This window comes from Streptomyces sp. GS7 (assembly GCF_009834125.1).
Taxonomy (GTDB): Bacteria; Actinomycetota; Actinomycetes; order Streptomycetales; family Streptomycetaceae; genus Streptomyces.
Genome location: NZ_CP047146.1, coordinates 7958102 through 7979456 on the forward strand (window position 1 = coordinate 7958102; position 21355 = coordinate 7979456).

A 21355-nucleotide genomic window follows, 5' to 3' on the forward strand; every position below is an offset into this window, starting at 1 on the left:
GGCACGACCGCGTCCGGTTAACGATCGTTGACACGATCCGACGGCGATGATGTCATCCCGGCGCCCGTTACGGCAGGGGCCGCCGGCGAACGGCCGGAGCGCCCCTCAGCCCCGCCGGGTCAGCAGCCACGGCTCCACGACGCCCAGACCGCGCACCGGGCGCTGCCACATCGGCTGGAGCGCGAAGCGGTACGGGGGCGGCGGGCTGCCGGTGCCCTCCTGGGCCGCCTTCTCCGCCGCCGCGGCGTCCGCCTCGGAGACCGGCGCCTCGCCCGTGCGCCCCAGCTCCTCCGCGAACGCCTCGTCGACCAGGACGGTGTCCTTCGGCGCTATCGAGGTGAGCCGGCTGGCCAGATTGACGGTGGTGCCGAAGACATCGCCCATCCGGGTCGTGACCGTGCCGAACGCGATGCCGACGCGCAGTTCGGGCATCGTCTCGTCGTGGGTCATGGTCTCGATCAGCCGCAGCCCGATCTCCGCCGCGACGCCCGCGTCGTCGGCCGCGAACAGCACCTCGTCGCCGAGCGTCTTGATGAGCCGCCCGCCGTGCGCGGCGACCAGGTCGGCGGCGGTGGTCTCGAACGCCTCGACCAGCTCGCCCAGTTCCTCCTCCTCCAGCCGCCGGGTCAGCCGGGTGAAGCCGACCAGGTCGGCGAAGCCGACGGCGAGCCGCCGGTCCACCATCTCCGCGTCGTCCTGGGCCTGGACGACCCGGCCGGTGGCCGCCGCGAGCTGCCGCCGCCAGACGTAGACGAGGAACTCCTCCAGCTCCGGGAGCAGCAGCTCGACCAGCGGATAGGTGATCTCCGTACGGGTCAGCCCGGAGTCCTGCGGCTCGGTGAGCCCCTCCAGGAAGGAGTCGATCTGCCAGTCGGCGAGCCGGGCGGTGGTCTGGCCGGTGGACCGGGCGACCTGGACGGCCATCGCCTCGCTCAGCAGGCCCGCCTCGACGAGACCCGCCAGCCGGCGCAGGGCCAGCACGTCGGCCTCGGTGAGCGCCTTGACCTGGCCGATGTCGGCGAAGCCCATCGCCCGCCAGAAGCGGGCCGCGAGGTCCATGGAGACGCCGGCGCTGCGGGCCGCCTGGAACGGCGTGTAGCGGCGGTCGGCGCCGAGGATGAGTTGTTCGAGCTTGACGGCGATGTTGTTGCTGTTGTTGCTGTCGTCGCCGTCGTTGCCGTTGTCGCCGTCGTTGCCGGTGTCGTCGGCGTCGCCGGTGCCGCCTTCGGTGGCGGTGCCGCCGTCGCCCTCGGTCCCCACCGGGTCCGTTCCGGTCCCCGCGGGGTCACTTGCCGGGTCGCCGGTGGGCACGGCCACCGCATCGCCCCCGGTGTCCGCGTCGCGCGGGGTGGCCCCCGCGTCGTCGCCGGTCACCGGCCGCTCCCTGTCCGATCCCTGCGCACTGCCCTTCCGATCACTGCTCGCCCATGATCCGTTCCCTGACGGACCGCCCCCACGATACGGCAGGTGTGCTCTGCCTCACGTGGTCGCTGCGCTCCCCTGACGCGTACGTGTTGGGCGTGCGCCGGAAGGGAACCGCGCGGCGCCGGCCGCCGTCGGCCACAACGGGCGGGCGCCGCGCCGTCCGCCGCGGCGCGTCACGGCGCGGAGTAGCCGTCCCCGCTGGTGGGCCGCAGGTGGATGATGTCGCCGGCGGCCACCGGCCGTTGGACGCCGTCCGCGGTGGCCAGGACGAGGCGGCCGTCCGCGTCGAGGGCCACGGCCTCGCCCTGGATGGTCTCGTCGCCGGGCAGCTCAGCGCGCACGGAGCGGCCGAGGGTGGCGCAGCCGGCGGCGTACGCCTCCTGGACGCGGCTGGCGCCGGGGTCGCCGTTCGCCTCCTGCCATGCGCCGTACCAGTGCTCCAGGGAGCGGAGGACGGCCCGCAGCAGCGGGTCCCGGTCGGTGTTGCGGGCACCGGCCAGGGCGAGCGAGCCGGCGGTGGGAACGGGGAGTTCCTCGGCGGTGAGCGAGACGTTGAGGCCGATGCCGACGACCACGCCGTCGGCGGCCCGTTCGGCGAGGATGCCGCCGATCTTGCGCTCGGTGTCGTCGACCGTGACCAGCAGGTCGTTGGGCCACTTGAGGACGGTGTCGACACCGGCGGAGCGGGCGACCGCCGAGGCGGTGGCCACGCCGGTCAGCAGCGGCAGCCAGCCCCAGCGGTCCTGCGGGACGCGGGGTGTGAGGTAGACGGAGAAGAAGAGGCCGGAGCGGGGCGGCGCCGACCAGCGGCGGTCGAGGCGGCCGCGGCCGGCGGACTGCTCCTCGGCGATCAGGACGGCGCCCTCGGTGAGGCTGCCGGCCCGCGCCGCCAGGTCGGTGTTGGTCGAGCCCGTCACGGGGACGACGTCCAGTGAGGACCAGAGCGAGCCGGGGCGCAGGAGGGCCCGGCGCAGCGCGGCGGCGTTCAGCGGCGGGCGGTCCAGATCGCTCCAGCGGCCGGCGTCTTTGTCCCGGTTTTCCGGTGGTTGAGGCGTCATGGGGCCAGCCTAGGTGTGGTCAACGACGCAGTGCCGCAGAGCAGTCCCGCCGATACGCTACGAGTCGGTAGCCACACCCGTACCACCCTCCGTACGAGTGCCAGTCCAGGACGAGCAGGAGCCGCATCCCGATGTCCGAGCCGGAAGCAAACATCCACACCACCGCGGGCAAATTGGCGGATCTGCAGCGGCGGGTCGACGAAGCCACGAACGCCGGTTCCGCCCGCGCGGTCGAAAAGCAGCACGCCAAGGGGAAGTTGACGGCGCGTGAGCGCATCGAGCTGCTCCTGGACGAGGGCTCGTTCGTCGAGCTCGACGAGTTCGCCCGGCACCGGTCGACGAATTTCGGCATCGAGAAGAACCGCCCGTACGGGGACGGGGTCGTCACGGGGTACGGAACCGTCGACGGCCGGCCGGTGTGCGTGTACTCGCAGGACTTCACGATCTTCGGCGGTTCGCTGGGCGAGGTCTACGGCGAGAAGATCGTCAAGGTGATGGACTTCGCGCTGAAGAACGGCTGCCCGGTCATCGGGATCAACGACGGCGGCGGGGCCCGCATCCAGGAGGGCGTGGTCGCCCTCGGCCTGTTCGCGGAGATCTTCCGGCGCAACGTGCACGCGTCGGGCGTGGTGCCGCAGATCTCGCTGATCGTGGGCCCGTGCGCGGGCGGCGCGGTGTACTCGCCGGCCATCACGGACTTCACGGTGATGGTCGACCAGACGTCGCACATGTTCATCACGGGACCGGACGTCATCAAGACCGTGACGGGCGAGGACGTCGGCTTCGAGGAGCTGGGCGGCGCCCGGACGCACAACACCACGTCGGGCGTGGCGCACCACATGGCGGGCGACGAGAAGGACGCCATCGAGTACGTCAAGGGGCTGCTGTCGTACCTGCCGTCCAACAACCTCTCCGAGCCGCCGGCATTCCCGGAGGAGGCGGACCTGGCGGTGACGGACGCGGACCGCGAGCTGGACGTGCTGATCCCGGACTCGGCCAACCAGCCGTACGACATGCACACCGCGATCGAGCACATCCTGGACGACAACGAATTCCTGGAGACCCAGGCGCTGTTCGCGCCGAACATCATCACCGGGTTCGGGCGCGTCGAGGGCCACTCGGTGGGCATCGTGGCCAACCAGCCGATGCAGTTCGCCGGCTGCCTGGACATCAACGCGAGCGAGAAGGCCGCGCGGTTCGTGCGCACCTGCGACGCGTTCAACGTCCCGGTGCTGACGTTCGTCGACGTGCCGGGCTTCCTGCCGGGCACGGACCAGGAGTACGACGGGATCATCCGGCGCGGCGCCAAGCTGATCTACGCGTACGCGGAGGCGACGGTCCCGCTGATCACCGTCATCACCCGCAAGGCGTTCGGCGGCGCGTACGACGTCATGGGGTCCAAGCACCTGGGCGCGGACCTGAACCTGGCCTGGCCGACGGCGCAGATCGCGGTCATGGGCGCCCAGGGCGCGGTCAACATCCTGCACCGCCGCACGCTCGCCGCGATCGAGGACCCGGAGCAGCAGGAGTCCCGCCGCCAGGAGCTGATCCAGGAGTACGAGGACACCCTGCTGAACCCCTACGTCGCGGCCGAGCGGGGCTATGTCGACGCGGTGATCATGCCGTCCGAGACGCGCCGGCACATCGTCCGCGGGCTGCGCACGCTGCGCAACAAGCGCGAGGCGCTGCCGCCGAAGAAGCACGGCAACATCCCGCTGTAGTCCGGCTGTAGTCCGCCGTAGGAGGTCGGTTGACGATGATCAAGGTCGTACGGGGCAATCCCACACCCGAGGAGCTGGCCGCCGCACTGGCGGTGGTTCAGGCCCGCGCGGCCGCCGCCGCGGCAGTCGCGCCGGGCAGGCCGGAGCGGCGTTCGGAGTGGGCGGATCCGGCGGCGACGGTCCCGGCGCGCTCGCGGCTGCCGCACCCGGGGCCGGGGGCCTGGCGGACCAGTTTCTGGCCACGCTGACATTGGCGGGATCCGGTCGGTGCATCGTGCACTGACTAGTCCTTCGCGGTGCGGCGCCTGAGTACGCGTACTCAGGCGCCGCCGCCGTGTCGGACGCGAAGATCGAAGTCATGCTGTGGTCCGATCCGCCCGATGAACCCTCCGAGGAGCTGCGCGAAGCGCAGGCGAAGCTCCGTCGGCTGGGCTTCGTGCTGGCCACGGCGGTCATGGTGGGGACGCTGGTGCTCCTGGTGAGGTGACCGCCGCACGCCCGCCGCCCCCGGATCCGACAGCGCCCCATTTCTCCCTTCTGCAACCGCAGCCGCCGAATTCGCATCTTTCTCTCCTGATAGCGCAATTCGGGCGTGCGGCCGCGCGGCGACCGGCCGGCCGCCGGCTAGTGGGGAGATCGATGAACAGGCCGCTCAGACACATAGCCGTCTTCTCCGGGGTGCTGGTGCTCGCCCTGCTGGTCCGGGTGACCTGGGTCCAGTTCGTCCAGGCCGACAAGCTGGCGAACGACGACAACAACCGGCGGGTCAAGATCGAGGCGTACTCGTATCCGCTCGGCAACATCATCGTGGGCGGCCAGCCGATCACAGGGTCCGCGGAGACCAGCGGCGACTTCAAGTACAAGCGCACCTACACCGACGGCGCGATGTACGCCCCGGTCACCGGGTACGCCAGGCAGGCGGCGGGCGAGACCATGCTGGAGGGCGTCTACAAGAAGGTGCTCAACGGCAAGGACGACCGGCTCTTCTTCAACCGGGCGCGGGGGATGCTGACCGGCGAGAAGCCGCGCGGCGGCGATGTCCTCACCACCATCGACGCGAAGGCGCAGCAGGCGGCGTACAAGGGGCTGACCGATCTGAAGGCCACCGGTGCGGTGGTCGCCCTCGACCCGCGCACCGGCAGGATCCTGGCGATGGCCAGCACGCCGTCGTACGACCCGTCGGCCTTCGCCGGGCAGACCACCGCGGAGGGCAAGAAGTTCGAGGCGCTCGACGACGACGCGGGCAAGCCGATGAACAACCGCGCGCTGCGCGAGATCTACCCGCCCGGCTCGACCTTCAAGATCCTCACCGCCGCCGCGGCCCTGGAGCACGGCACGGTCACCGACATCAACGCCTCCTCCGGCGCCCCCGCCCCCTACACCCTCCCGCAGACCCGCACCCAGGTCGGGAACGACGTCGCGGGGGCGCCCTGCGACAAGGCGTCGATGAAGACCGGTATGCAGTGGTCCTGCAACAACGTCTTCCTGGACGCCGCGCACAAGCTCGGGACGGACAAGATGCGCGAGACGGCGGAGAAGTTCGGCTTCAACGCGGAGCAGTTCGTCCCCGTCCGTTCCGCGAAGAGCGGTTACCCCGCCAAGCTCGACCAGCCGAAGACCGCGCTGACCGGTATGGGCCAGGGCGACCTCACCAGCACCCCGCTCCAGATGGCGATGGTCGCCGCCGGAATCGCCAACAACGGCAAGGTGATGAAGCCGTTCATGGTCGAGGAGCTGCGCGGCCCGGATCTGTCCACGATCGAGAAGTTCGACCCGGCGCCGCTGAATCCGAAGTCCCCGCAGGCGGTTTCCGAGGGCACCGCGAAGAAGGTGCAGGAAATGATGGAGTACACCGTCTCGGACGGCACCGCCTCGAAGGCGAAGATCGACGGCGTGACGGTCGGCGGCAAGACCGGCACCGCGCAGCACGGCGTGAACGTCAACGACGAGCGCCCGTACGCCTGGTTCGTCTCGTACGCCAAGCAGGCCGACGGCACCTCCCCGGTGGCGGTCGCCGTCTTCGTCGACCCGAAGAACATGGACATCCCGCGCGAGGAGATCGCCGGCGGAAAGCTGGGCGGCCCGATCGCGAAGTCGGTGATGGAGGCGGTGCTGAAGAAGTGACCGCCGGCCGGGACGGCGGTGCGGAGTAAGGCTCCGTACGCGACATGTGGCGGAGCGGGAGGATCGCGGGACGGATAGGGGCCGGAAGAGGCCGGAGGGGACGGGAGAGGACCGGAAGGATCCGAAAACGGCGGCACCGGCCGGAAAGGCGCCGGGCCGCCCTTTCCCCTTTCCGGCCCCCTCCGAGACCCTTTCCGCCCCTCTCCGGTCCCTGTGCGTTCGCTGTGGTTTTGCGGGCGCTCATCGACAATTCGCGGCCGCCGCCTCTACATTCGCCTAATGGTCAGCATTAATAAGCCTCCGAGGCGCACCGCGACCCGGCTGACAGCGGCGGCGGCCGGTATCGCGCTGCTCGCCACCGGCGCGGTCGCCTGCCGCTCCCGCCCCGCCCACCACACCCCGACCGCGGCGGCCGGCGGCCCCGCCCCCGCCCCCCGCTCCATGGGCCTGCGCGACGCCCCCAACGCCCGCGACCTGGGCGGCTACCGGACCACCGACGGACACGAGATACGCAGCGGCGTCGTCTACCGCGCCGACGCCCTCAACGCCCTCACCCCCGCCGAACAGCAGACGCTCACCGCGGACCACATCACCCAGGACCTCGACTTCCGCTCCCCCGTCGAGGTCGCCACCGCCCAGGACAGGATCCCCGCCGGCGTCCGGCGCACCGCGCTCCCCGTCTACAACCCCGACAGCGACATGGCCAGGACCATGGGCGAGGTCGTCAAGGGCGGCCCCGCGGCCCAGCAGAAGCTGCTCGGCGACGGCCGGGGCGGGCAGCTGATGACCTCGTACTACGCCTGGCTGGTCAGCGATCCGGGCGCGAGCAGGGAGTTCGGCGCGGCGGTGCGGGACATCGCCGACGGCTCCGGGCCGGTCCTCTACCACTGCACCCAGGGCAAGGACCGCACCGGCTGGATGAGCGCCCTCCTGCTGACCGCCGCGGGCGTCCCGCGCGCCACCGTGGACCAGGACTACCTGGCCTCCAACCACTACCTCCAGGCCGCCAACGACCACGAGCTGGCGCAGCTCCAGGCCGCCGGCAAGGTCAAGGACCCTCAGCTGCTGGAACCGGTGCTCGGCGTCCGCGCCGGCTATCTCGACGCCGCGTTCAACGAGGTCACGGCCAAGTACGGGACCTTCGACAGCTATCTGAGAAAGGGACTCGGCCTGGACCGGGCCACCGAGCAGAAGCTCCGCCGGCGTCTCGTCACCGCCTAGCGGGGCCCGAGCCGATGTCCCCCCGCGCCCACACCCTCGTCATGGCCGGGCTGTGCGTCCTGGTCGTCCCCCTGGCCCTGCTGTCCTGGCGCCCGCTCGCCCGCCGCCGGGGCTGGACCCCCGTCCCCACGCTCCTGCTGCTGCTCACCGGCGGCCTGTGCGTCGCCATCACCCTCCCCGACCAGATCGCGCCCGGCGTGCTGCGGCGGCTGCACGAGTGCGTCGTCGAGGACGGCGCCGGCGTCCGCACCCTGGGCGCCGGCCCCGGCCACCAGCTCGTCAACGTCCTGCTCTGGATCCCGCCCGCGCTCTGCGGCGTCCTGGCGACCCGGCGTGCGCTGGCCGTCCCGCCCCTGGTCTCCGCCACCTGGGCGGGCGTCGAACTGCTCCAAGCCCTCGACCCCGTACGGGACTGCCGGCCCGCCGACTGGGCCCACAACACCCTGGGCGCCGCGATCGGCGCGCTCCTCGCCTGGCTCGCGCTGCGGATCGCCCGGCTCCGCAGGGGCGCCGCGACCCCCTGACCGACCGCGGGACACCCCCGGCCGCACCGGCGCCCGCCGCCCGCTCCGTACGATGGCGGGCATGACCGAAGCGCCCCGCCCCCGCCGCCTTGTCCTCGCCTCCCAGTCCCCCGCCCGTCTGGGCCTGCTCCGGCAGGCCGGACTGGCACCCGAGGTCGTCATAAGCGGCGTCGACGAGGACGCGGTCAGCGCCCCGACGCCCGGCGAACTGGCCCGCGTCCTGGCCGAGGCCAAGGCCGCCGCGGTCGCCGCCCGGCCGGAGGCCGCGGGCGCGCTGGTCGTCGGCTGCGACTCGGTCCTGGAGCTGGACGGCCGGGCGCTCGGCAAGCCCGCGGACGCCGAGGACGCCACCGCCCGCTGGAAGTCCATGCGCGGCCGTTCCGGCATCCTGCAGACCGGCCACTGCGTGATCGACACCGCCGCCGACCGCCGGGTCTCTGCCACCGCGTCCACCACGGTCCACTTCGGCGAGCCCAGCGACGCCGAGATCGCCGCCTACGTGGCCAGCGGCGAACCCCTCTTCGTGGCCGGCGCGTTCACCCTCGACGGCCGCTCGGCCCCCTTCATCGACGGCATCGACGGCGACCCCGGCAACGTCATCGGCCTCTCCCTGCCGCTGCTCCGCCAGCTGCTGGCCGACCTGGACATCGCGATCACGGATCTGTGGGCCTGAGCGGGGTACCGGGAGCGCGTCGGCACCCAAGGTGACGGCCGATCAGCGGTTGAGGTCGAAGACGGGCACCCCGCGCCCTTCGTACGCCTTCGGCTCGACCGTGGCGACCAGCGCGTCCGCACCCCACTCGGGAAGGTTCCGGGCGGCATGGATGGCAGCACCGATGCCCAGCGGCACTCCGTCGCGGTGGAGTTGAGCCACCGACAGCATCGCCGGGTAGTCCAGGTCGAGGGTGTGGACGACCTCCAGCTGCCCGACGTGCTCGGCGATCCCCAGATGCTTCCGGTCGGCCTCCAGAACGGAGAGCACCGGCACCCATAAGCGGGTGTCCGCCTCCGCGTGGGCCCGGTGGATCAGCGCGGACACCTGCCTGTTCCCCGCGAGCGCCGCGAGAGCCGGCGTGTCGAGAACGAGATGGTGCAGGATCACGCGGCGGCGCCCTGCTGCTGCGCAAACGCCGCGCGAAGCCGCGCGCCCATCGCCGCACTCTCCTCGTCGCTCACCTCGACACCGAAGTGCTCGGCCAGATACGCACGCGTCCGCTCCGCCCGCTCCCGGCGTTCCTCCTCCGTCAGCGTCTCCTCCGCGAACTCCTGCACCAACGAACGGATCGACGTTCCCCGGGACTCCGCGATCACCGCCAGACGGTCACGCACCTCGGCCGACACCCGAATCATCGCATCACTCATGGCCGGAGTATACGTCCATGTATACAGCGGGTGCGGAAAGTCGAGGACACTCGTACCGCGCCGCTCTCAGAACACCGGCAGCGCCCACAGGTCGCCGTCGTTCATCACGAAGACGCGGTTGCCGTCGGCGGACAGCCACTGGCGGCCCTGTGAGTCGGGCAGCTGGTAGCTCCAGACCGGGTAGCCGCTATTCTTGTCCACGGTCTGCACCTCGGCCTGCATGCCCCGGCCGACGGTGTAGATCGTCCAGATGCCGCCGCCCTGGACGACGACCGGCGTCGTGATGCCGGCGGAGCCCCGCACCTGGAAGATCTCCTTGCCGTCGTCGGGCCGCCGCTTCATCGGCAGGGTGGACTCCGTCCCGTCGTCGTGTTCGAGGTGCTCGAAGGCCGCGTAGACCGCGTCCGGGTAGGCCGTGACCACACCGTAGCGCGAGGGGCGGTTGAGGTAGTCCTTCTCCTTGACGTGCCACAGCTCCTTGCCGTCGGTGATCCGGCGGGCGGTCAGCGTGGTGCCGCCGAAGTAGACGGTGGAGCCGGAGAGCGCCGGGCGGACGTAGCGGTCGGACTGGTCGCGGATGTCCCAGACCCGGTGGCCGGTGGCGGTGTCCACGGCGAGCACGTGGCCGTCGAGGGTGCCCAGGACCAGCCGGCGGTCGGCGATCACCCCGGGCGGCTGGATCCTGGCGCGGAACGGCGGGTCGATCGGCGCGGTCCAGCGGATCCGCGCGTCGGACCGGCCGACGGCCCGCAGCCGGTGGTCCTTGGTCAGGGCGTAGACCGCGTGGTCGTCGGCGGCGAGCAGGGAGTCCGCCTCGGCGGGGGTGGTCCAGCGGGGTTCGCCGGTGGTCGCGACGAACGTCCGGAGCGTGCCGTGGTCGTCGACGGCGGCGATCAGGCGGTCGGAGAGCGAGAGGTAGCGGCGGTCCGCGCGGATGCCCGGCGCGGCCCAACGGCGCTTCCCGTCCACGACGTTGTGGGCCGCGATACCGCCGCCGAGCGCGCCGAAGACGATGACGTCCCGTACGGGCAGCGGGGCGGGCGTGTCGGAAGCGAGGACGTTCAGCGGGCCCCACAACGCCTTCGGGGAGCCGCCGTTGACGTAGTCGCCGGCGTCCGCGTTCAGCACATGCGCCACCGGCGTCCGGGCCGCCGGCGGAAAGGCGAACAGGTCGGTCTTCGCGACGGGCGGGCGCCGCCGCGGCCACCAGAGCGCCGCCGCCCCGCCGCCCGCGGCGAGCACCGCACCGCCCGCCGCGGCGCCGATCAGCAGCCGGCGGCGGGACACCGGCGGCCCGGCGTCCGTACCCGCCGTCAGCGTGGTCAGCTCGTGGATGCCGCTCTCCCGCTCCTTGATGTCCTGGGCCACCGGCCCGCGCCGCCAGGCCCGTTCGGCGCCCCGCGGCGGGGCGAAGGCGGTGGCGATCTGCGCGGGCGCGGGGCGGGCCGCCGCCTCCTTGGCGAGCAGCGGCGCGATGAGCACGCGGAGCGCTTCCGGGACGCCGGAGAGATCGGGCTCCTCGTGGACGACCGCGTACTGGACGGCGGCGATGTGGCTGCCCTCGTAGACCCGCTTGCCGGTCGCCGCGTACGCCAGGACGGCGCCCAGCGAGAAGATGTCGGCGGGCGGGGCGACCCGGCGGCCCAGGACCTGCTCGGGGGCGCCGTAGCCGGGGGTGACCGGGACCTGGCCGGTGGTGGTGAGGGTCAGACCGTGCTCGGGCCGGGCGATGCCGAAGTCGATGATGCGCGGACCGGACGAGGTGAGCACGATGTTCGGCGGCTTGAGGTCGCGGTGGATCAGGCCCGTGGCGTGGATGTCCGCCAGGGTGAGCGCGAGGGACGCGGCCAGCGCGCGCACCGCCGCCTCGCCGAACGGGCCGTACGCCTCCACCGCCTGGTCGAGCGTCGGACCGGCCAGGAACTCGGTGGCGATCCACGGCCGCCCGCCCTCGGTCTGCGCGCCCAGGACGTTCGCCACGCCCTTGCCGGTGACCGCCCGCGCCGCCTGCGCCTCGCGGACGAACCGCTGCGCGAGCTGGGTCTCGTGGGCGAGTTCGGGCCGCAGCACCTTGACCGCGGCGACGGTGCCGGCCGCGTCCTGGCCGACGTAGACCTTGCCCATACCGCCTTCGCCGAGCACGCCGAGCAGACGGTACGGGCCGAGGCGGAGCGGGTCGCCGGTGCCGAGGGGTTTCATGGCATGGGGGCTTTCTGGCGGAGGGACGTGCCGGCAGCGGGCCGGCAGGTGCCGGTCACTGGAGCGGGAACGCGGCGAGGTAGTGGCCGCCGACCGCGAGGACCACCTTGGCCGCCTCGTGGGCGGCGAAGCGGTCCGCGGAGGTCTTGTACGTGTGGGCGGTCAGGTGCGAGGAAAGGCCGACCGCCCGGAGCACGCCCTCGGCCTTGCTGTGGACGTAGACGTGGCCGGGGCCGACGACCGGTGGGTCGTAGACGGCGGACCGTCCGGCGTCGCCGCCCTGCTGGGTCCAGCGCACCGCGCCGCTCGCCGCGTCGAACGCGACGGCGCCGAGCCCCTTCTCCACCGCGTACAGCACGCCGCCCTTGAGCGTCGGCGGCCCGTAGGTCTTCCCGGGGCGGGCGGCGGAGCTGTCCCAGGCCGGCGTGCCGTCGCTCAGCCGCAGGGCGCGCAGCGGCCCGTTGCCCAGGTAGACGTGGCCGGCGTCGGTGGCCAGTTGGGGCCGTACCAGGTCCCGGCCGACGGCGAACGGCCGGTCCCAGGCGAGCGCGCCGGTGCGGGTGTCCCGGGCCTGGGCGCGGATCTTCCCGTCGTTGGTCTCGAAGAGCAGGACGAGGCGGTCGCCGGCGGCCTGGGCGGCGAGGTGGTAGAGGCGGAGGGATCCGACCCACTTGGCCTTGGGCGGGCGGTCCGGCAGCCGCTGCCGCCAGCGCACCGTGCCGCGCGCGCGGTCGACGGCGGCGACGGACCAGGTCTGCCTGTCCGGCTGGAAGTAGATGTCATTGCTCGGGCCCGTGCAGGCCACCACGTAGAAGGTGTCGGCGGTGACGCAGAGCAGCTGGTTGAGCTGGGTGACGCCGTTGAAGTCGGCGAGTTCGACGGCCGGTTGGCCCGCCTTTCCGGTGGCGGGGTCGATCGGCACGATCCGCAGCGGGGCGTCGGCGCCGGCCTGGCCGATGGAGGGCAGGCCGTAGAGGCGGGTGCCGTCGCAGGCGACCTCCCAGCCGCCCAGGTCTCCGTCGGCGATCCAGCGGACGGTCCCCGCCGCCGGGTCGAAGCCGGCCGGCCCCTGGGCGGCGAACACCATGCCCAGGTCGCCGAGGGCGGCCGGTGGCGCGGGATTGCCGGGCGTCGCAGACCGGTCCGGCTCGGCGATCTGCCTCTGCCAGAGCGAGTCCAGCTTCTTCCTCGCGAGCGGCGGCACCGTGGGGCCCGGCGACGGCTTGGTGTACGAAGCCCCCTGGGGCTGTGGGCCGCCCGAGGAGAGCCAGGCCCACAGCCCGGCGCCGGCGCCCGCCAGCCCGAGCGCCGAACCCGCCCCGGCCGTCAGCAGACCGCGGCGGGAAAGGCCGCGCCGGCCGGCCTCCGCCGGGACCGGCGGCAGGGTGGCGGCGTCCGCCGGAGCGGGCAGCCGCTCCGGCCGGACCTGCCAGACCTCGCTCGCCCGCCCGCCGATCAGCGCCAGCAGCGCGTCCGGCAGATGGTCGGCGAACTCCCCGTCGCCGTCGTGGAGTCGGTCGGCCAGCTCGGTCGTGGTGGGCCGTTGCGCGGGGTCCTTGGACAGGGAGCGGGTGAGCAGCGGGACCAGGGCGCCGGGGACCCCGGTGAGGTCGGGGTCCCCGTAGCGCACGCGGTAGAGCAGGTCGGCCGGCCGGCCGCCGCCAAAGGGGCCGCGCCCGGTGGCGGCGAACACCAGCACCCCGGCGAGCGCGAACACGTCGCCGGCCGGGGTGTGTTCCTGCCCGGCGGCCTGCTCCGGCGACATGAACGCCGGGGTGCCGACCGCGGCGCCGGTGTGCGTCAGCCGCTCGTCGCCGATGGCGCGGGCGATGCCGAAGTCGATGACCTTCGGGCCGTGCGCCGTGACCATGATGTTGGACGGCTTGAGGTCGCGGTGCACCACATCGGAGCGGTGCAGCTGGCCGAGCGCCCCGCACAGCCCGGCCCCCAGGGCTCGTACGGCCCCCTCGGGCAGCGGGCCGCCCCGCTCCACCGCCTCGTCGAGCGGCGGGCCGAGGACGTACTCGGTGGCCAGCCAGGGCGTTTCGGCGGCCGGATCGGCGTCGACGACCTGCGCGCCGTAGCGCCCGCCGATGACCCGGGCGGCGTCCGCCTCCAGCCGGAACCGGGTGCGGAACTCGGCCTCCCGGGCGATCCGGGCGTGCATCGTCTTGATCGCCAGGGTCCGGCCGCCCGGCGAACGGGCCAGATAGACGGTGCCCATACCGCCGCTGCCGAGGCGGGCGATCGGCCGGTACGGGCCGAACCCGGCCGGGTCGTCGTGAGTGAGCGGGAGCGGCACGGGCTTCAGTCCTGGCGGGGGGGTGGGGAACGCCGGGCGGGGGGCGGGGGACACCGGGCGGGGGGCGGGGGACGGCTGTCGGTGGCCGGGGGACATCGGCAGCGTGGCGCCGGCCGGCACCGGGGTCTCGGCGGGCGGGGCGGGGGCGGGCGCCGCGGGGACCGCACGCTTCTCCTCAGGGAGGTTCACCGCCAGCAGCGCGGCGGACTGCCGGGCCAGCGCGGCGATCACCCGGCCGGGCAGCCAGCCGGGGCCGAGGGCCGCGGCGGCGCGGTCCGCCGGGGCGTCGGCGACGGCGGCCGGGCGCGCGGGAGCGGCAGCGGGTGCCGCCGCGGATACGGCGGCGGGTACCGCGGCGAGCACCGCCGTGGCCCGGTCCCCCGGCCCCTCCGTCCCGGCCGGTCCCCCCGTCCCGACCGTTCCCCCCGTCCCGGCCGGTCCGACCGTCCCGGCGGCCGGGGCCAGCGCGTCCAGCAGCTCCGCCGGCCGCGGCCGGGCAGCCGGGTCGCGCGACAGGCAGGCGCCGACCAGCGCCCGCAACCCGGCCGGGATCTCGTCCCGTTCGGGCACGGTGTGGCCGGTCGCGGCGTACGCCAGCGTCGCGCCCAGCGCATACACGTCCCCCGCCGGCAGCGGCCGCTCCCCGGCGGCCTGCTCGGGCGGCAGGCTGCCCGACTCCAGCCCCGGCAGCCCGGAGCGCGGCGTGCCGTCCGCGGCGGCCGCACGGACGGCGCCGAAGCAGGTCAGCCGGGGCCCGTCGGCGGCGAGCAGCACCGCGGCCGGGCAGACCCCGGCATGAGCCAGGCCCTGCCCGTGCCCGATGGCCAGCGTCTCCACGAGGGCGGCGCCCATGGCCCGAACGGTGCGCTCCGGCAGCGGCCCGCCGTGCGCGGCGAGGGCCGCCGGCAGCGGCAGCACGGGCAGATAGGGGCGGGCGTGCCAGGGCGGCTCGCCCGGTGCGGCGAGTTCGGTGGCCGGCGCCGACCACCGTCCGAGCAGATAGCGGGAGGTCTCCGCCTCGGCCAGGAACCGCCCGGCGTCCGCGCCCGGCAGCGGCAGGCTGATCAGGACCGCGCGGTCGCCGTCCGCGCTGCGCGCCACGTAACGGCGCTCGGGTACGGGCACCGGCGAGGCGGCGTCGTCCAGCGCGGTCAGCACGAGGTACGGCCCGATGGCGTCGAACCGCCGCGGCTCGCCCGTCGGCGCGTCATGCGGCTGCATGCGCCCTCTCCCCCTCTGCCCCTGTTCCGCCCGTGCCGTGCCCCCGGCAACGGCCCACAGAGCCTACAAGGGCACACCGCGCGCCCCGGAGGGGCATCCAACTCGGCCCGCCGCGGCAGGAGTTCGGGGCGGGCCGAGACCCGCGGCGGGCGGGGGGGCGGGGGCGCGTCAGGCGGGTGAGCCGCCCGGGGCCGGGGCGTCGGCCCCGGCACCGGCGTCGCGCGGTTCCCCGTACGCCACCAGGGTCAGCACCAGCATCGCCAGCACCACCATCATCGCGAGGAACGCCACCCAGCCGACCAGCCCGATGGCGAACGCCCCGAGCACCCCGTGCACCACGGCACAGGCGATCAGCACGATGCGCGCGAACCCGCCGGGCGCGCGGTCGCGCAGCGCGCTGCGGAGCAGTACCACCGCGCAGAAGGCCAGGAAGGCGCCGAAGACCCCGCCGCCGACCCACGCCCCGGCGGACATCGCGCGCGGCTGGAGCCCCGCGAGCGACATCTGCTGCCGGTCCACCACGATGCTCAGGATCCAGTTCAGCAGCAGGATCCCGGCCGCCTCAAGGATCAGGACCACCGCCGCCGCCAGAGCCACCGGTCTGCGCGCCACCACCCCGCCCACCCCACTTCCACCGTCATCCGCCGTCATCACGAGCCGTTACCAGGAGTACAGAAGGCATCAGGCACGCTACTAACGGGTAACTGTGAGAGCAAGGGGTGTGCACGACCCCGTCCGGACCCGCGCCGGCGCGTCCGCACGCGCCGTGCCCACCCGAAAACTTTCACTCGCCCATTCGTAGGGACTCCACAAAGAATTGACGGTCCGCCGGACGTCCGCAGTTCGAGACCTAGGCCACACCGTGCCGCGAGCCGGAGCCCTGGAATCCGGGCCTACCCTGGGATTCCAACGGACTTTGGTCCCTCACCATCGCCGCGTGCACGCTCCGTGTGGGCAAGCTCACCCCAGGGAACGGGTCGGCACGCGGTGTCGCCAGTCCCTAAACTCGCTGCGTTCAGTGTGTTGCGGCGTAGCGCCAAGGAAGGACCCATCGTGCGCAAGGTGCTCATCGCCAACCGTGGCGAAATCGCTGTCCGCGTTGCCCGGGCATGCCGGGACGCCGGGATCGGGAGCGTAGCCGTCTACGCCGAGCCGGACCGGGACGCCCTGCACGTACGGGCGGCGGACGAGGCATACGCCCTGGGCGGTGACACCCCTGCCACGAGCTACCTGGACATCGCGAAGGTCCTGCAGGCCGCCGCCGATTCCGGCGCGGACGCGGTCCACCCCGGCTACGGCTTCCTCTCGGAGAACGCCGAGTTCGCCCAGGCCGTCCTCGACGCGGGCCTGACCTGGATCGGCCCGCCCCCGCACGCCATCCGCGACCTCGGTGACAAGGTCGCAGCGAGGCACATCGCGCAGCGCGCCGGTGCCCCGCTGGTCGCCGGCACCCCCGACCCGGTCTCCGGCGCGGACGAGGTCGTCGCCTTCGCCGAGGAGCACGGCCTGCCGATCGCGATCAAGGCGGCCTTCGGCGGCGGCGGTCGCGGCCTGAAGGTCGCCCGCACCCTCGAAGAGGTCCCCGAGCTGTACGACTCCGCGGTCCGCGAGGCGGTCGCCGCCTTCGGCCGCGGCGAGTGCTTCGTCGAGCGCTACCTGGACCGCCCGCGCCACGTCGAGACCCAGTGCCTGGCGGACAAGCACGGCAACGTCGTGGTCGTCTCCACCCGCGACTGCTCGCTGCAGCGACGTCACCAGAAGCTCGTCGAGGAAGCCCCCGCGCCGTTCCTCTCCGACGAGCAGAACGCCGAGCTGTACCGCGCCTCCAAGGCCATCCTCAAGGAGGCCGGCTACGAGGGCGCCGGCACCTGCGAGTTCCTCGTCGGCCAGGATGGCACCATCTCCTTCCTGGAGGTCAACACCCGCCTCCAGGTCGAGCACCCGGTCACCGAAGAGGTCACCGGCCTGGACCTGGTCCGCGAGATGTTCCGCATCGCCGACGGCGAGGAACTGGGCTACGACGACCCGGCGGTGCGCGGCCACTCCTTCGAGTTCCGGATCAACGGCGAGGACCCGGGCCGCAACTTCCTGCCCGCGCCCGGCACGGTCACCACGTTCGCCGCGCCGTCCGGCCCGGGCGTCCGCCTGGACGCGGGCGTCGAGGCCGGCTCGGTCATCGGCCCGGCCTGGGACTCCCTGCTGGCCAAGCTGGTCGTCACCGGCGCCACCCGCGCGCAGGCCCTCCAGCGCGCCGCCCGCGCCCTGAACGAGTTCCAGGTGGAGGGCATGGCCACCGCCATCCCGTTCCACCGCGCGGTCGTCAAGGACCCGGCGTTCGCCCCCGAACTGGACGGCTCCGCCGAGGCGTTCACCGTCCACACCCGCTGGATCGAGACCGAGTTCGTCAACGAGATCCCGCCGTTCGCCGCGCCCGGCGGCGAGGAGGCCGAGGCGGACACCCGCGAGACGGTCGTCGTCGAGGTCGGCGGCAAGCGCCTGGAGGTCTCCCTGCCGTCCTCGCTCGGCATGCCGCTGGCCCGTGCCGCGGTCGCCGGCGGCGCCAAGCCGAAGCGCAAGGCCGCCAAGAAGTCGGGCAGCGCCGCCTCCGGCGACGCCCTCGCCTCGCCGATGCAGGGCACCATCGTCAAGGTCGCCGTCGAGGAGGGCCAGCAGGTCACCGAGGGCGAACTGGTCGTCGTCCTGGAGGCCATGAAGATGGAGCAGCCCCTCAACGCGCACCGCTCCGGCACCATCAAGGGCCTCACCGCCGAGGTCGGCGCCGCCCTCACCTCCGGCGCGGTCATCTGCGAGATCAAGGACTGACCCGGCGGCACACCGCCGACAGGAACGGGCGCCCGGCAGCCAGCCGCCGGGCGCCCGTTCCCGTTCAAGAACTCCCGACCACGTCCTCCGGGAACGTCAGCGACCTGCTCATCCACTGCAGCGCGGCGGGCAGTTCGCGCCGCCAGGTGGCGAAGTTGTGGCTGCCGTGGTCGAGGATGATCGAGTCGGCCTTCATGGGCGGTTTGACCGCGGCCAGGAACGCCTTCGCCGCCGGGTAGTTGGGCTCGCCCGCACGGCTGGTGCCGATCAGCACGTTCACCTGCGGGGCGGGCAGGTTCTTCAGCCGCCACATCAGATCGTGCTCCTCGCGGCGCCGACCGCGGTCCTTGCCGTCGCCGAAGAGGTTGCCGGTGGTGGGGTCGTCGGAGACCTTGTAGTCGGGCGAGAGCGCCGCCGCCGCGGTGTACGTACGGGAGTGGATCATGGCCAGCTGGAGAGCGCAGCTGCCGCCCGAGGAGTAGCCCATGACGCCCCAGGCGCCCGGATCGGTGCCGACGCGGTAGTGCGACCGCAGCGCGTCCGGCACGTCGCTGGCGAAGAACGTCTCGGCCTGCGGGCCGCCGGGCACGTCGACGCACTGGGTGTCGCGCGGCGGCGCGATGGTGGGCCGCAGCATGACGATGACGGTCGGCTGCATCTTGCCGCTGCGGATCAGCTGGGACGCGGTCTCCGGCAGCCGCAGGTGCTGGCCCAGCAGGAATATCCCGCCCGGGTAGCCGGCGAGCGCCACGATGACCGGGAACCGCTGGCGGGCGTACTGCTTCTGGAAGTACTGCGGCGGCAGGTAGACGTACGCCGGGTTCACCACCCGGGTCCGCTTGCCGACGATCTTCACGGTCTCGACCTTGCCGTTCTTGTCCGGCGGCCCCGTGGGGATCCCGTGCACCTTGTCCAGGCCCTCGGGGCCGGACGCCTGCACGAGCCCCTTGGACGGGTCCCCGGCGGGCCCCGCCTTGCCCTGGTCGCCCCACTTGCCGACGGCGGCCGGCGCCCCGTCGTAGAGGCCGAGCAGCTCGTGCCAGGAGGCGTAGAACTCGAAGTTGGCGTTCACCCCGAGCCCGAGCGCCGCCACGATGCTCAACTGGGTCGCGGCGATCAGGCCGAGCCGCCCCAGCACCGCCCGCGGCCCGCGGCCCGCGAACCGCGGCCACATCCAGACCGTGAGCCCCACGCAGACCACGGCGACCGCGATCATGGCGTACAACAGCGACCGGCTGGTCAGTCCCATGGCATGTTCCCCAGGTGTCCGGGATATTCCGGCTGTTCCCGGATATCCGTACGCAGCGCGCTCGCCCCGCCGGTCCCTACGGCGGCCGGTCGCCACGCAACGTGTTCCAGCGGCCTCCGGAAGCCCCCGGAAGACCTCATTGCGCCAGGTTTGATGGCCCTTGGAACGGTGACGTTGCGGCCTTTCCGAGGAGTTCGGCCAGCCGTCGGCCGCGGTACCCCGGAGCGTCACCCGCCGGCCGCCGCCCGTCCACCGGGCCTCGGGGGCGTACGTCCCGGCCCGGTCGCCGCCGGTGCGATGGCATCCTGGACGCATCCGGGCGGGACCGGCCAGGTCGAGGAAGGACGGGCGATGGCGACCGAGACGGCAGGGCAGCGGCGGGCAGAGCGGGCCGCGGCGGCGCACGCACCGGCGGGGGCGCCCACCGTACGCCCCATGCGGGCCGACGCGCGCCGCAACTACGAGCGGCTGCTGACCGAGGCCCGTACGGCCTTCACGGAGCACGGCACGGACACCTCGCTGGAGGACATCGCCCGCCGCGCGGGCGTCGGCATCGGCACGCTCTACCGGCACTTCCCCAACCGCACCGCCCTGATGGGCGCGGTCTTCCAGGGCGAGGTCGATGCCCTGCTCGCCTACGCCAGGGAACTGGCCGACGCACCGCAGCCGTGCACCGCGCTGGTCGACTGGCTGCGCGCGATCATCGCCCACGCCAGCACCTACCGGGGCCTGTCCCGGGCCCTGATGACGGCGTCGGCCGACGAGTCCTCGGGGATGGCGCGGTGCAGCGTGCCGATGCGGGAGGCCGGCGGCGCGCTGCTGGCCCGCGCCCAGCAGGCCGGCGCGGTCCGCCGTGACGTCGGCATCAACGACCTGATGCAGCTCACCAACGGCATCGCCCTGGCCGCCGAGGAGTCCCCCGACGACCCGGAGCTGCCCGACCGGCTGCTGACGCTGACGCTACGGGGGCTCAAGGCGGGCGCGGCGGGCGCGGGGGTCTAGGTCCTGTCGGGTACGGCAGGGCCGGGGAAGCCTTGCCGCGACGGCCGCCCGGCCGCGCCCGGCCGCTCAGCGGCGCCGTGGTGCCAGGTCGGCCACCCGGCCGCCCGGCCCGTCCGCGAGCGAGCCCGCGGAACGCAGCTGCGGGGCACCGGCCGCACCACCCGGGTGGCTGCGCCGCTGGCCCGGCAGCGGCACGTCCCGCCGCGGGCCCCGGCGCTCCGGCGGGGCGGCGTCCACGCCGGGCTGGCCCGGCCCCTGCCCGACCGGTGAGCCGCTGGCGACGGCGATCTGGACGCCCTGGTCCGCCAGCGCCTGCAACTCCGTGGCGGCCCGGTCGTCATGGGCCGGCGGCTCGTCCGTCACGAGCCGGGTGATGACGTCCGTCGGCACGGTCTGGAACATCGTGTCGGAGCCGAGCTTGGTGTGGTCGGCGAGCACCACCACCTCCCCCGCCGCCTGCACCAGCGCCCGGTCGACGCTGGCGGAGAGCATGTTGGAGGTGGACAGCCCGCGCTCCGCGGTCAGGCCGCTGCCCGACAGGAAGGCACGCGAGACCCGCAGCCCTTGGAGCGACTGCTCAGCCCCGCTGCCGACCAGCGCGTAGTTGGAACCGCGCAGGGTCCCGCCGGTCATCACCACCTCCACCCGGTTGGCATGGGCCAACGCCTGGGCGACCAGCAGGGAGTTGGTGACGACGGTCAGGCCGGGGACCCGGGCGAGCCGGCGGGCCAGCTCCTGGGTGGTCGTCCCGGCGCCGACGACGATGGCTTCGCCTTCTTCGACGAAGCCCGCAGCGAGGTCGGCGATGGCCGTCTTCTCCGCGGTCGCGAGGTGGGACTTCTGCGGGAAGCCGGACTCCCGGGTGAAGCCACCCGGTAGGACCGCACCGCCGTGCCGGCGGTCGAGCAGTCCCTCCGCCTCCAGCGCCCGCACGTCGCGCCGTACGGTTACTTCAGAGGTCTGGACGACGCGGGCGAGCTCCCGGAGCGACACGGCTCCGTTCGCACGCACCATTTCTAGGATCAATTGGCGACGTTCTGCAGCGAACACGAAACTGACAGTAACGCCAACGACCGTCTGTTTTCAGCAGGTTGCACCAATTAACGGAAGTTGTTCACACGGCA

The 21355-nt window shown here is 73.4% G+C and carries 18 protein-coding genes; 9 read left to right on the plus strand and 9 right to left on the minus strand.

Annotated features, from left to right (window positions below; all coding sequences use genetic code 11):
• Positions 1-105: 105 nt before the first annotated feature.
• Together GR130_RS34525 and GR130_RS34530 are read right to left on the minus strand one after the other, a co-directional pair.
• Positions 106-1374 (minus strand): adenylate/guanylate cyclase domain-containing protein, encoded by a 1269-nt coding sequence (locus GR130_RS34525; RefSeq protein WP_159508343.1) that lies wholly within the window; start codon positions 1372-1374, stop codon positions 106-108.
• 224 nt (positions 1375-1598) lie between these two features.
• Positions 1599-2483 (minus strand): biotin--[acetyl-CoA-carboxylase] ligase, encoded by an 885-nt coding sequence (locus GR130_RS34530; RefSeq protein WP_159508344.1) that lies wholly within the window; start codon positions 2481-2483, stop codon positions 1599-1601.
• A gap of 131 nt (positions 2484-2614) precedes the next feature.
• On the opposite strand from GR130_RS34530, the gene GR130_RS34535 reads away from it, so the two are divergent.
• The 7 genes from GR130_RS34535 (at position 2615) to GR130_RS34565 (ending at position 8746) form a co-directional block, all read left to right on the plus strand.
• The gene (locus tag GR130_RS34535; RefSeq protein ID WP_159508345.1) at positions 2615-4204 is read left to right on the plus strand and encodes an acyl-CoA carboxylase subunit beta; all 1590 of its coding nucleotides are present in this window, start codon (positions 2615-2617) and stop codon (positions 4202-4204) included.
• Positions 4205-4239: 35 nt separating this feature from the next.
• Positions 4240-4452: an acyl-CoA carboxylase epsilon subunit gene (locus tag GR130_RS34540; RefSeq protein ID WP_159510402.1), complete on the plus strand. Its 213-nt coding sequence runs from the start codon at positions 4240-4242 to the stop codon at positions 4450-4452.
• A 110-nt stretch (positions 4453-4562) separates the two neighbouring features.
• Positions 4563-4691 (plus strand): morphogenic membrane protein MmpB, encoded by a 129-nt coding sequence (mmpB, locus tag GR130_RS34545; RefSeq protein WP_426794927.1) that lies wholly within the window; start codon positions 4563-4565, stop codon positions 4689-4691.
• A gap of 152 nt (positions 4692-4843) precedes the next feature.
• Positions 4844-6328 (plus strand): peptidoglycan D,D-transpeptidase FtsI family protein, encoded by a 1485-nt coding sequence (locus GR130_RS34550; RefSeq protein ID WP_159508347.1) that lies wholly within the window; start codon positions 4844-4846, stop codon positions 6326-6328.
• A 279-nt stretch (positions 6329-6607) separates the two neighbouring features.
• Positions 6608-7549: a tyrosine-protein phosphatase gene (locus GR130_RS34555; RefSeq protein WP_159508348.1), complete on the plus strand. Its 942-nt coding sequence runs from the start codon at positions 6608-6610 to the stop codon at positions 7547-7549.
• 14 nt (positions 7550-7563) lie between these two features.
• On the plus strand, positions 7564-8073 hold the full coding sequence (locus GR130_RS34560) for a hypothetical protein (RefSeq protein WP_159508349.1): 510 nt from the start codon (positions 7564-7566) through the stop codon (positions 8071-8073).
• A gap of 61 nt (positions 8074-8134) precedes the next feature.
• Entirely contained in the window at positions 8135-8746 is a 612-nt protein-coding gene (locus GR130_RS34565) for a nucleoside triphosphate pyrophosphatase (RefSeq protein ID WP_159508350.1), read from the plus strand.
• A gap of 42 nt (positions 8747-8788) precedes the next feature.
• Here the strand turns inward: GR130_RS34565 and GR130_RS34570 are convergent, their stop codons facing one another.
• From GR130_RS34570 to GR130_RS34595, 5 genes are all read right to left on the minus strand, one after another.
• The gene (locus GR130_RS34570; RefSeq protein WP_159508351.1) at positions 8789-9175 is read right to left on the minus strand and encodes a hypothetical protein; all 387 of its coding nucleotides are present in this window, start codon (positions 9173-9175) and stop codon (positions 8789-8791) included.
• Positions 9172-9435, minus strand: coding sequence for a hypothetical protein (locus tag GR130_RS34575; protein ID WP_159508352.1), 264 nt, complete (start codon positions 9433-9435; stop codon positions 9172-9174). Before GR130_RS34575 ends, GR130_RS34570 begins: the two co-directional genes overlap by 4 nt.
• Before the next feature lie 66 nt (positions 9436-9501).
• Positions 9502-11634 carry a serine/threonine-protein kinase gene (locus GR130_RS34580; RefSeq protein WP_159508353.1) on the minus strand — a complete coding sequence of 711 codons (2133 nt, stop codon included), beginning with the start codon at positions 11632-11634 and terminating at the stop codon, positions 9502-9504.
• 55 nt (positions 11635-11689) lie between these two features.
• Positions 11690-15157, minus strand: a complete 3468-nt coding sequence (locus GR130_RS34585; RefSeq protein ID WP_328707578.1) for a protein kinase domain-containing protein — start codon at positions 15155-15157, stop codon at positions 11690-11692.
• Between the two features lie 168 nt (positions 15158-15325).
• Positions 15326-15808 carry a hypothetical protein gene (locus GR130_RS34595; RefSeq protein ID WP_236573794.1) on the minus strand — a complete coding sequence of 161 codons (483 nt, stop codon included), beginning with the start codon at positions 15806-15808 and terminating at the stop codon, positions 15326-15328.
• A gap of 402 nt (positions 15809-16210) precedes the next feature.
• Between GR130_RS34595 and GR130_RS34600 the strand changes: the two genes are divergently transcribed.
• Complete coding sequence (locus GR130_RS34600; protein WP_159508354.1) at positions 16211-17980, plus strand: acetyl/propionyl/methylcrotonyl-CoA carboxylase subunit alpha; 1770 nt, start codon at positions 16211-16213, stop codon at positions 17978-17980.
• Between the two features lie 64 nt (positions 17981-18044).
• Here GR130_RS34600 and GR130_RS34605 read toward each other — a convergent pair whose 3' ends face one another.
• The gene (locus tag GR130_RS34605) at positions 18045-19229 is read right to left on the minus strand and encodes an alpha/beta hydrolase (RefSeq protein ID WP_159508355.1); all 1185 of its coding nucleotides are present in this window, start codon (positions 19227-19229) and stop codon (positions 18045-18047) included.
• Between the two features lie 351 nt (positions 19230-19580).
• On the opposite strand from GR130_RS34605, the gene GR130_RS34610 reads away from it, so the two are divergent.
• Positions 19581-20231: a TetR/AcrR family transcriptional regulator gene (locus GR130_RS34610; RefSeq protein ID WP_443043716.1), complete on the plus strand. Its 651-nt coding sequence runs from the start codon at positions 19581-19583 to the stop codon at positions 20229-20231.
• Positions 20232-20297: 66 nt separating this feature from the next.
• Here GR130_RS34610 and GR130_RS34615 read toward each other — a convergent pair whose 3' ends face one another.
• Positions 20298-21281 carry a DeoR/GlpR family DNA-binding transcription regulator gene (locus GR130_RS34615; protein WP_159508356.1) on the minus strand — a complete coding sequence of 328 codons (984 nt, stop codon included), beginning with the start codon at positions 21279-21281 and terminating at the stop codon, positions 20298-20300.
• Positions 21282-21355 lie beyond the last annotated feature (74 nt).

Coding starts and splice junctions, on each gene's coding strand:
- GR130_RS34550 (WP_159508347.1), top strand. CDS start 4,844: ATGAACAGGCCGCTCAGACACATAGCCGTCTTCTCCGGGGTGCTGGTG.
- GR130_RS34560 (WP_159508349.1), top strand. CDS start 7,564: ATGTCCCCCCGCGCCCACACCCTCGTCATGGCCGGGCTGTGCGTCCTG.
- GR130_RS34530 (WP_159508344.1), bottom strand. CDS start 2,483: ATGACGCCTCAACCACCGGAAAACCGGGACAAAGACGCCGGCCGCTGG.
- GR130_RS34575 (WP_159508352.1), bottom strand. CDS start 9,435: ATGAGTGATGCGATGATTCGGGTGTCGGCCGAGGTGCGTGACCGTCTG.
- GR130_RS34595 (WP_236573794.1), bottom strand. CDS start 15,808: ATGACGGCGGATGACGGTGGAAGTGGGGTGGGCGGGGTGGTGGCGCGC.
- GR130_RS34540 (WP_159510402.1), top strand. CDS start 4,240: ATGATCAAGGTCGTACGGGGCAATCCCACACCCGAGGAGCTGGCCGCC.
- GR130_RS34565 (WP_159508350.1), top strand. CDS start 8,135: ATGACCGAAGCGCCCCGCCCCCGCCGCCTTGTCCTCGCCTCCCAGTCC.
- GR130_RS34580 (WP_159508353.1), bottom strand. CDS start 11,634: ATGAAACCCCTCGGCACCGGCGACCCGCTCCGCCTCGGCCCGTACCGT.
- GR130_RS34555 (WP_159508348.1), top strand. CDS start 6,608: ATGGTCAGCATTAATAAGCCTCCGAGGCGCACCGCGACCCGGCTGACA.
- GR130_RS34585 (WP_328707578.1), bottom strand. CDS start 15,157: ATGCAGCCGCATGACGCGCCGACGGGCGAGCCGCGGCGGTTCGACGCC.
- GR130_RS34605 (WP_159508355.1), bottom strand. CDS start 19,229: ATGGGACTGACCAGCCGGTCGCTGTTGTACGCCATGATCGCGGTCGCC.
- GR130_RS34610 (WP_443043716.1), top strand. CDS start 19,581: ATGGCGACCGAGACGGCAGGGCAGCGGCGGGCAGAGCGGGCCGCGGCG.
- GR130_RS34535 (WP_159508345.1), top strand. CDS start 2,615: ATGTCCGAGCCGGAAGCAAACATCCACACCACCGCGGGCAAATTGGCG.
- mmpB (WP_426794927.1), top strand. CDS start 4,563: ATGCTGTGGTCCGATCCGCCCGATGAACCCTCCGAGGAGCTGCGCGAA.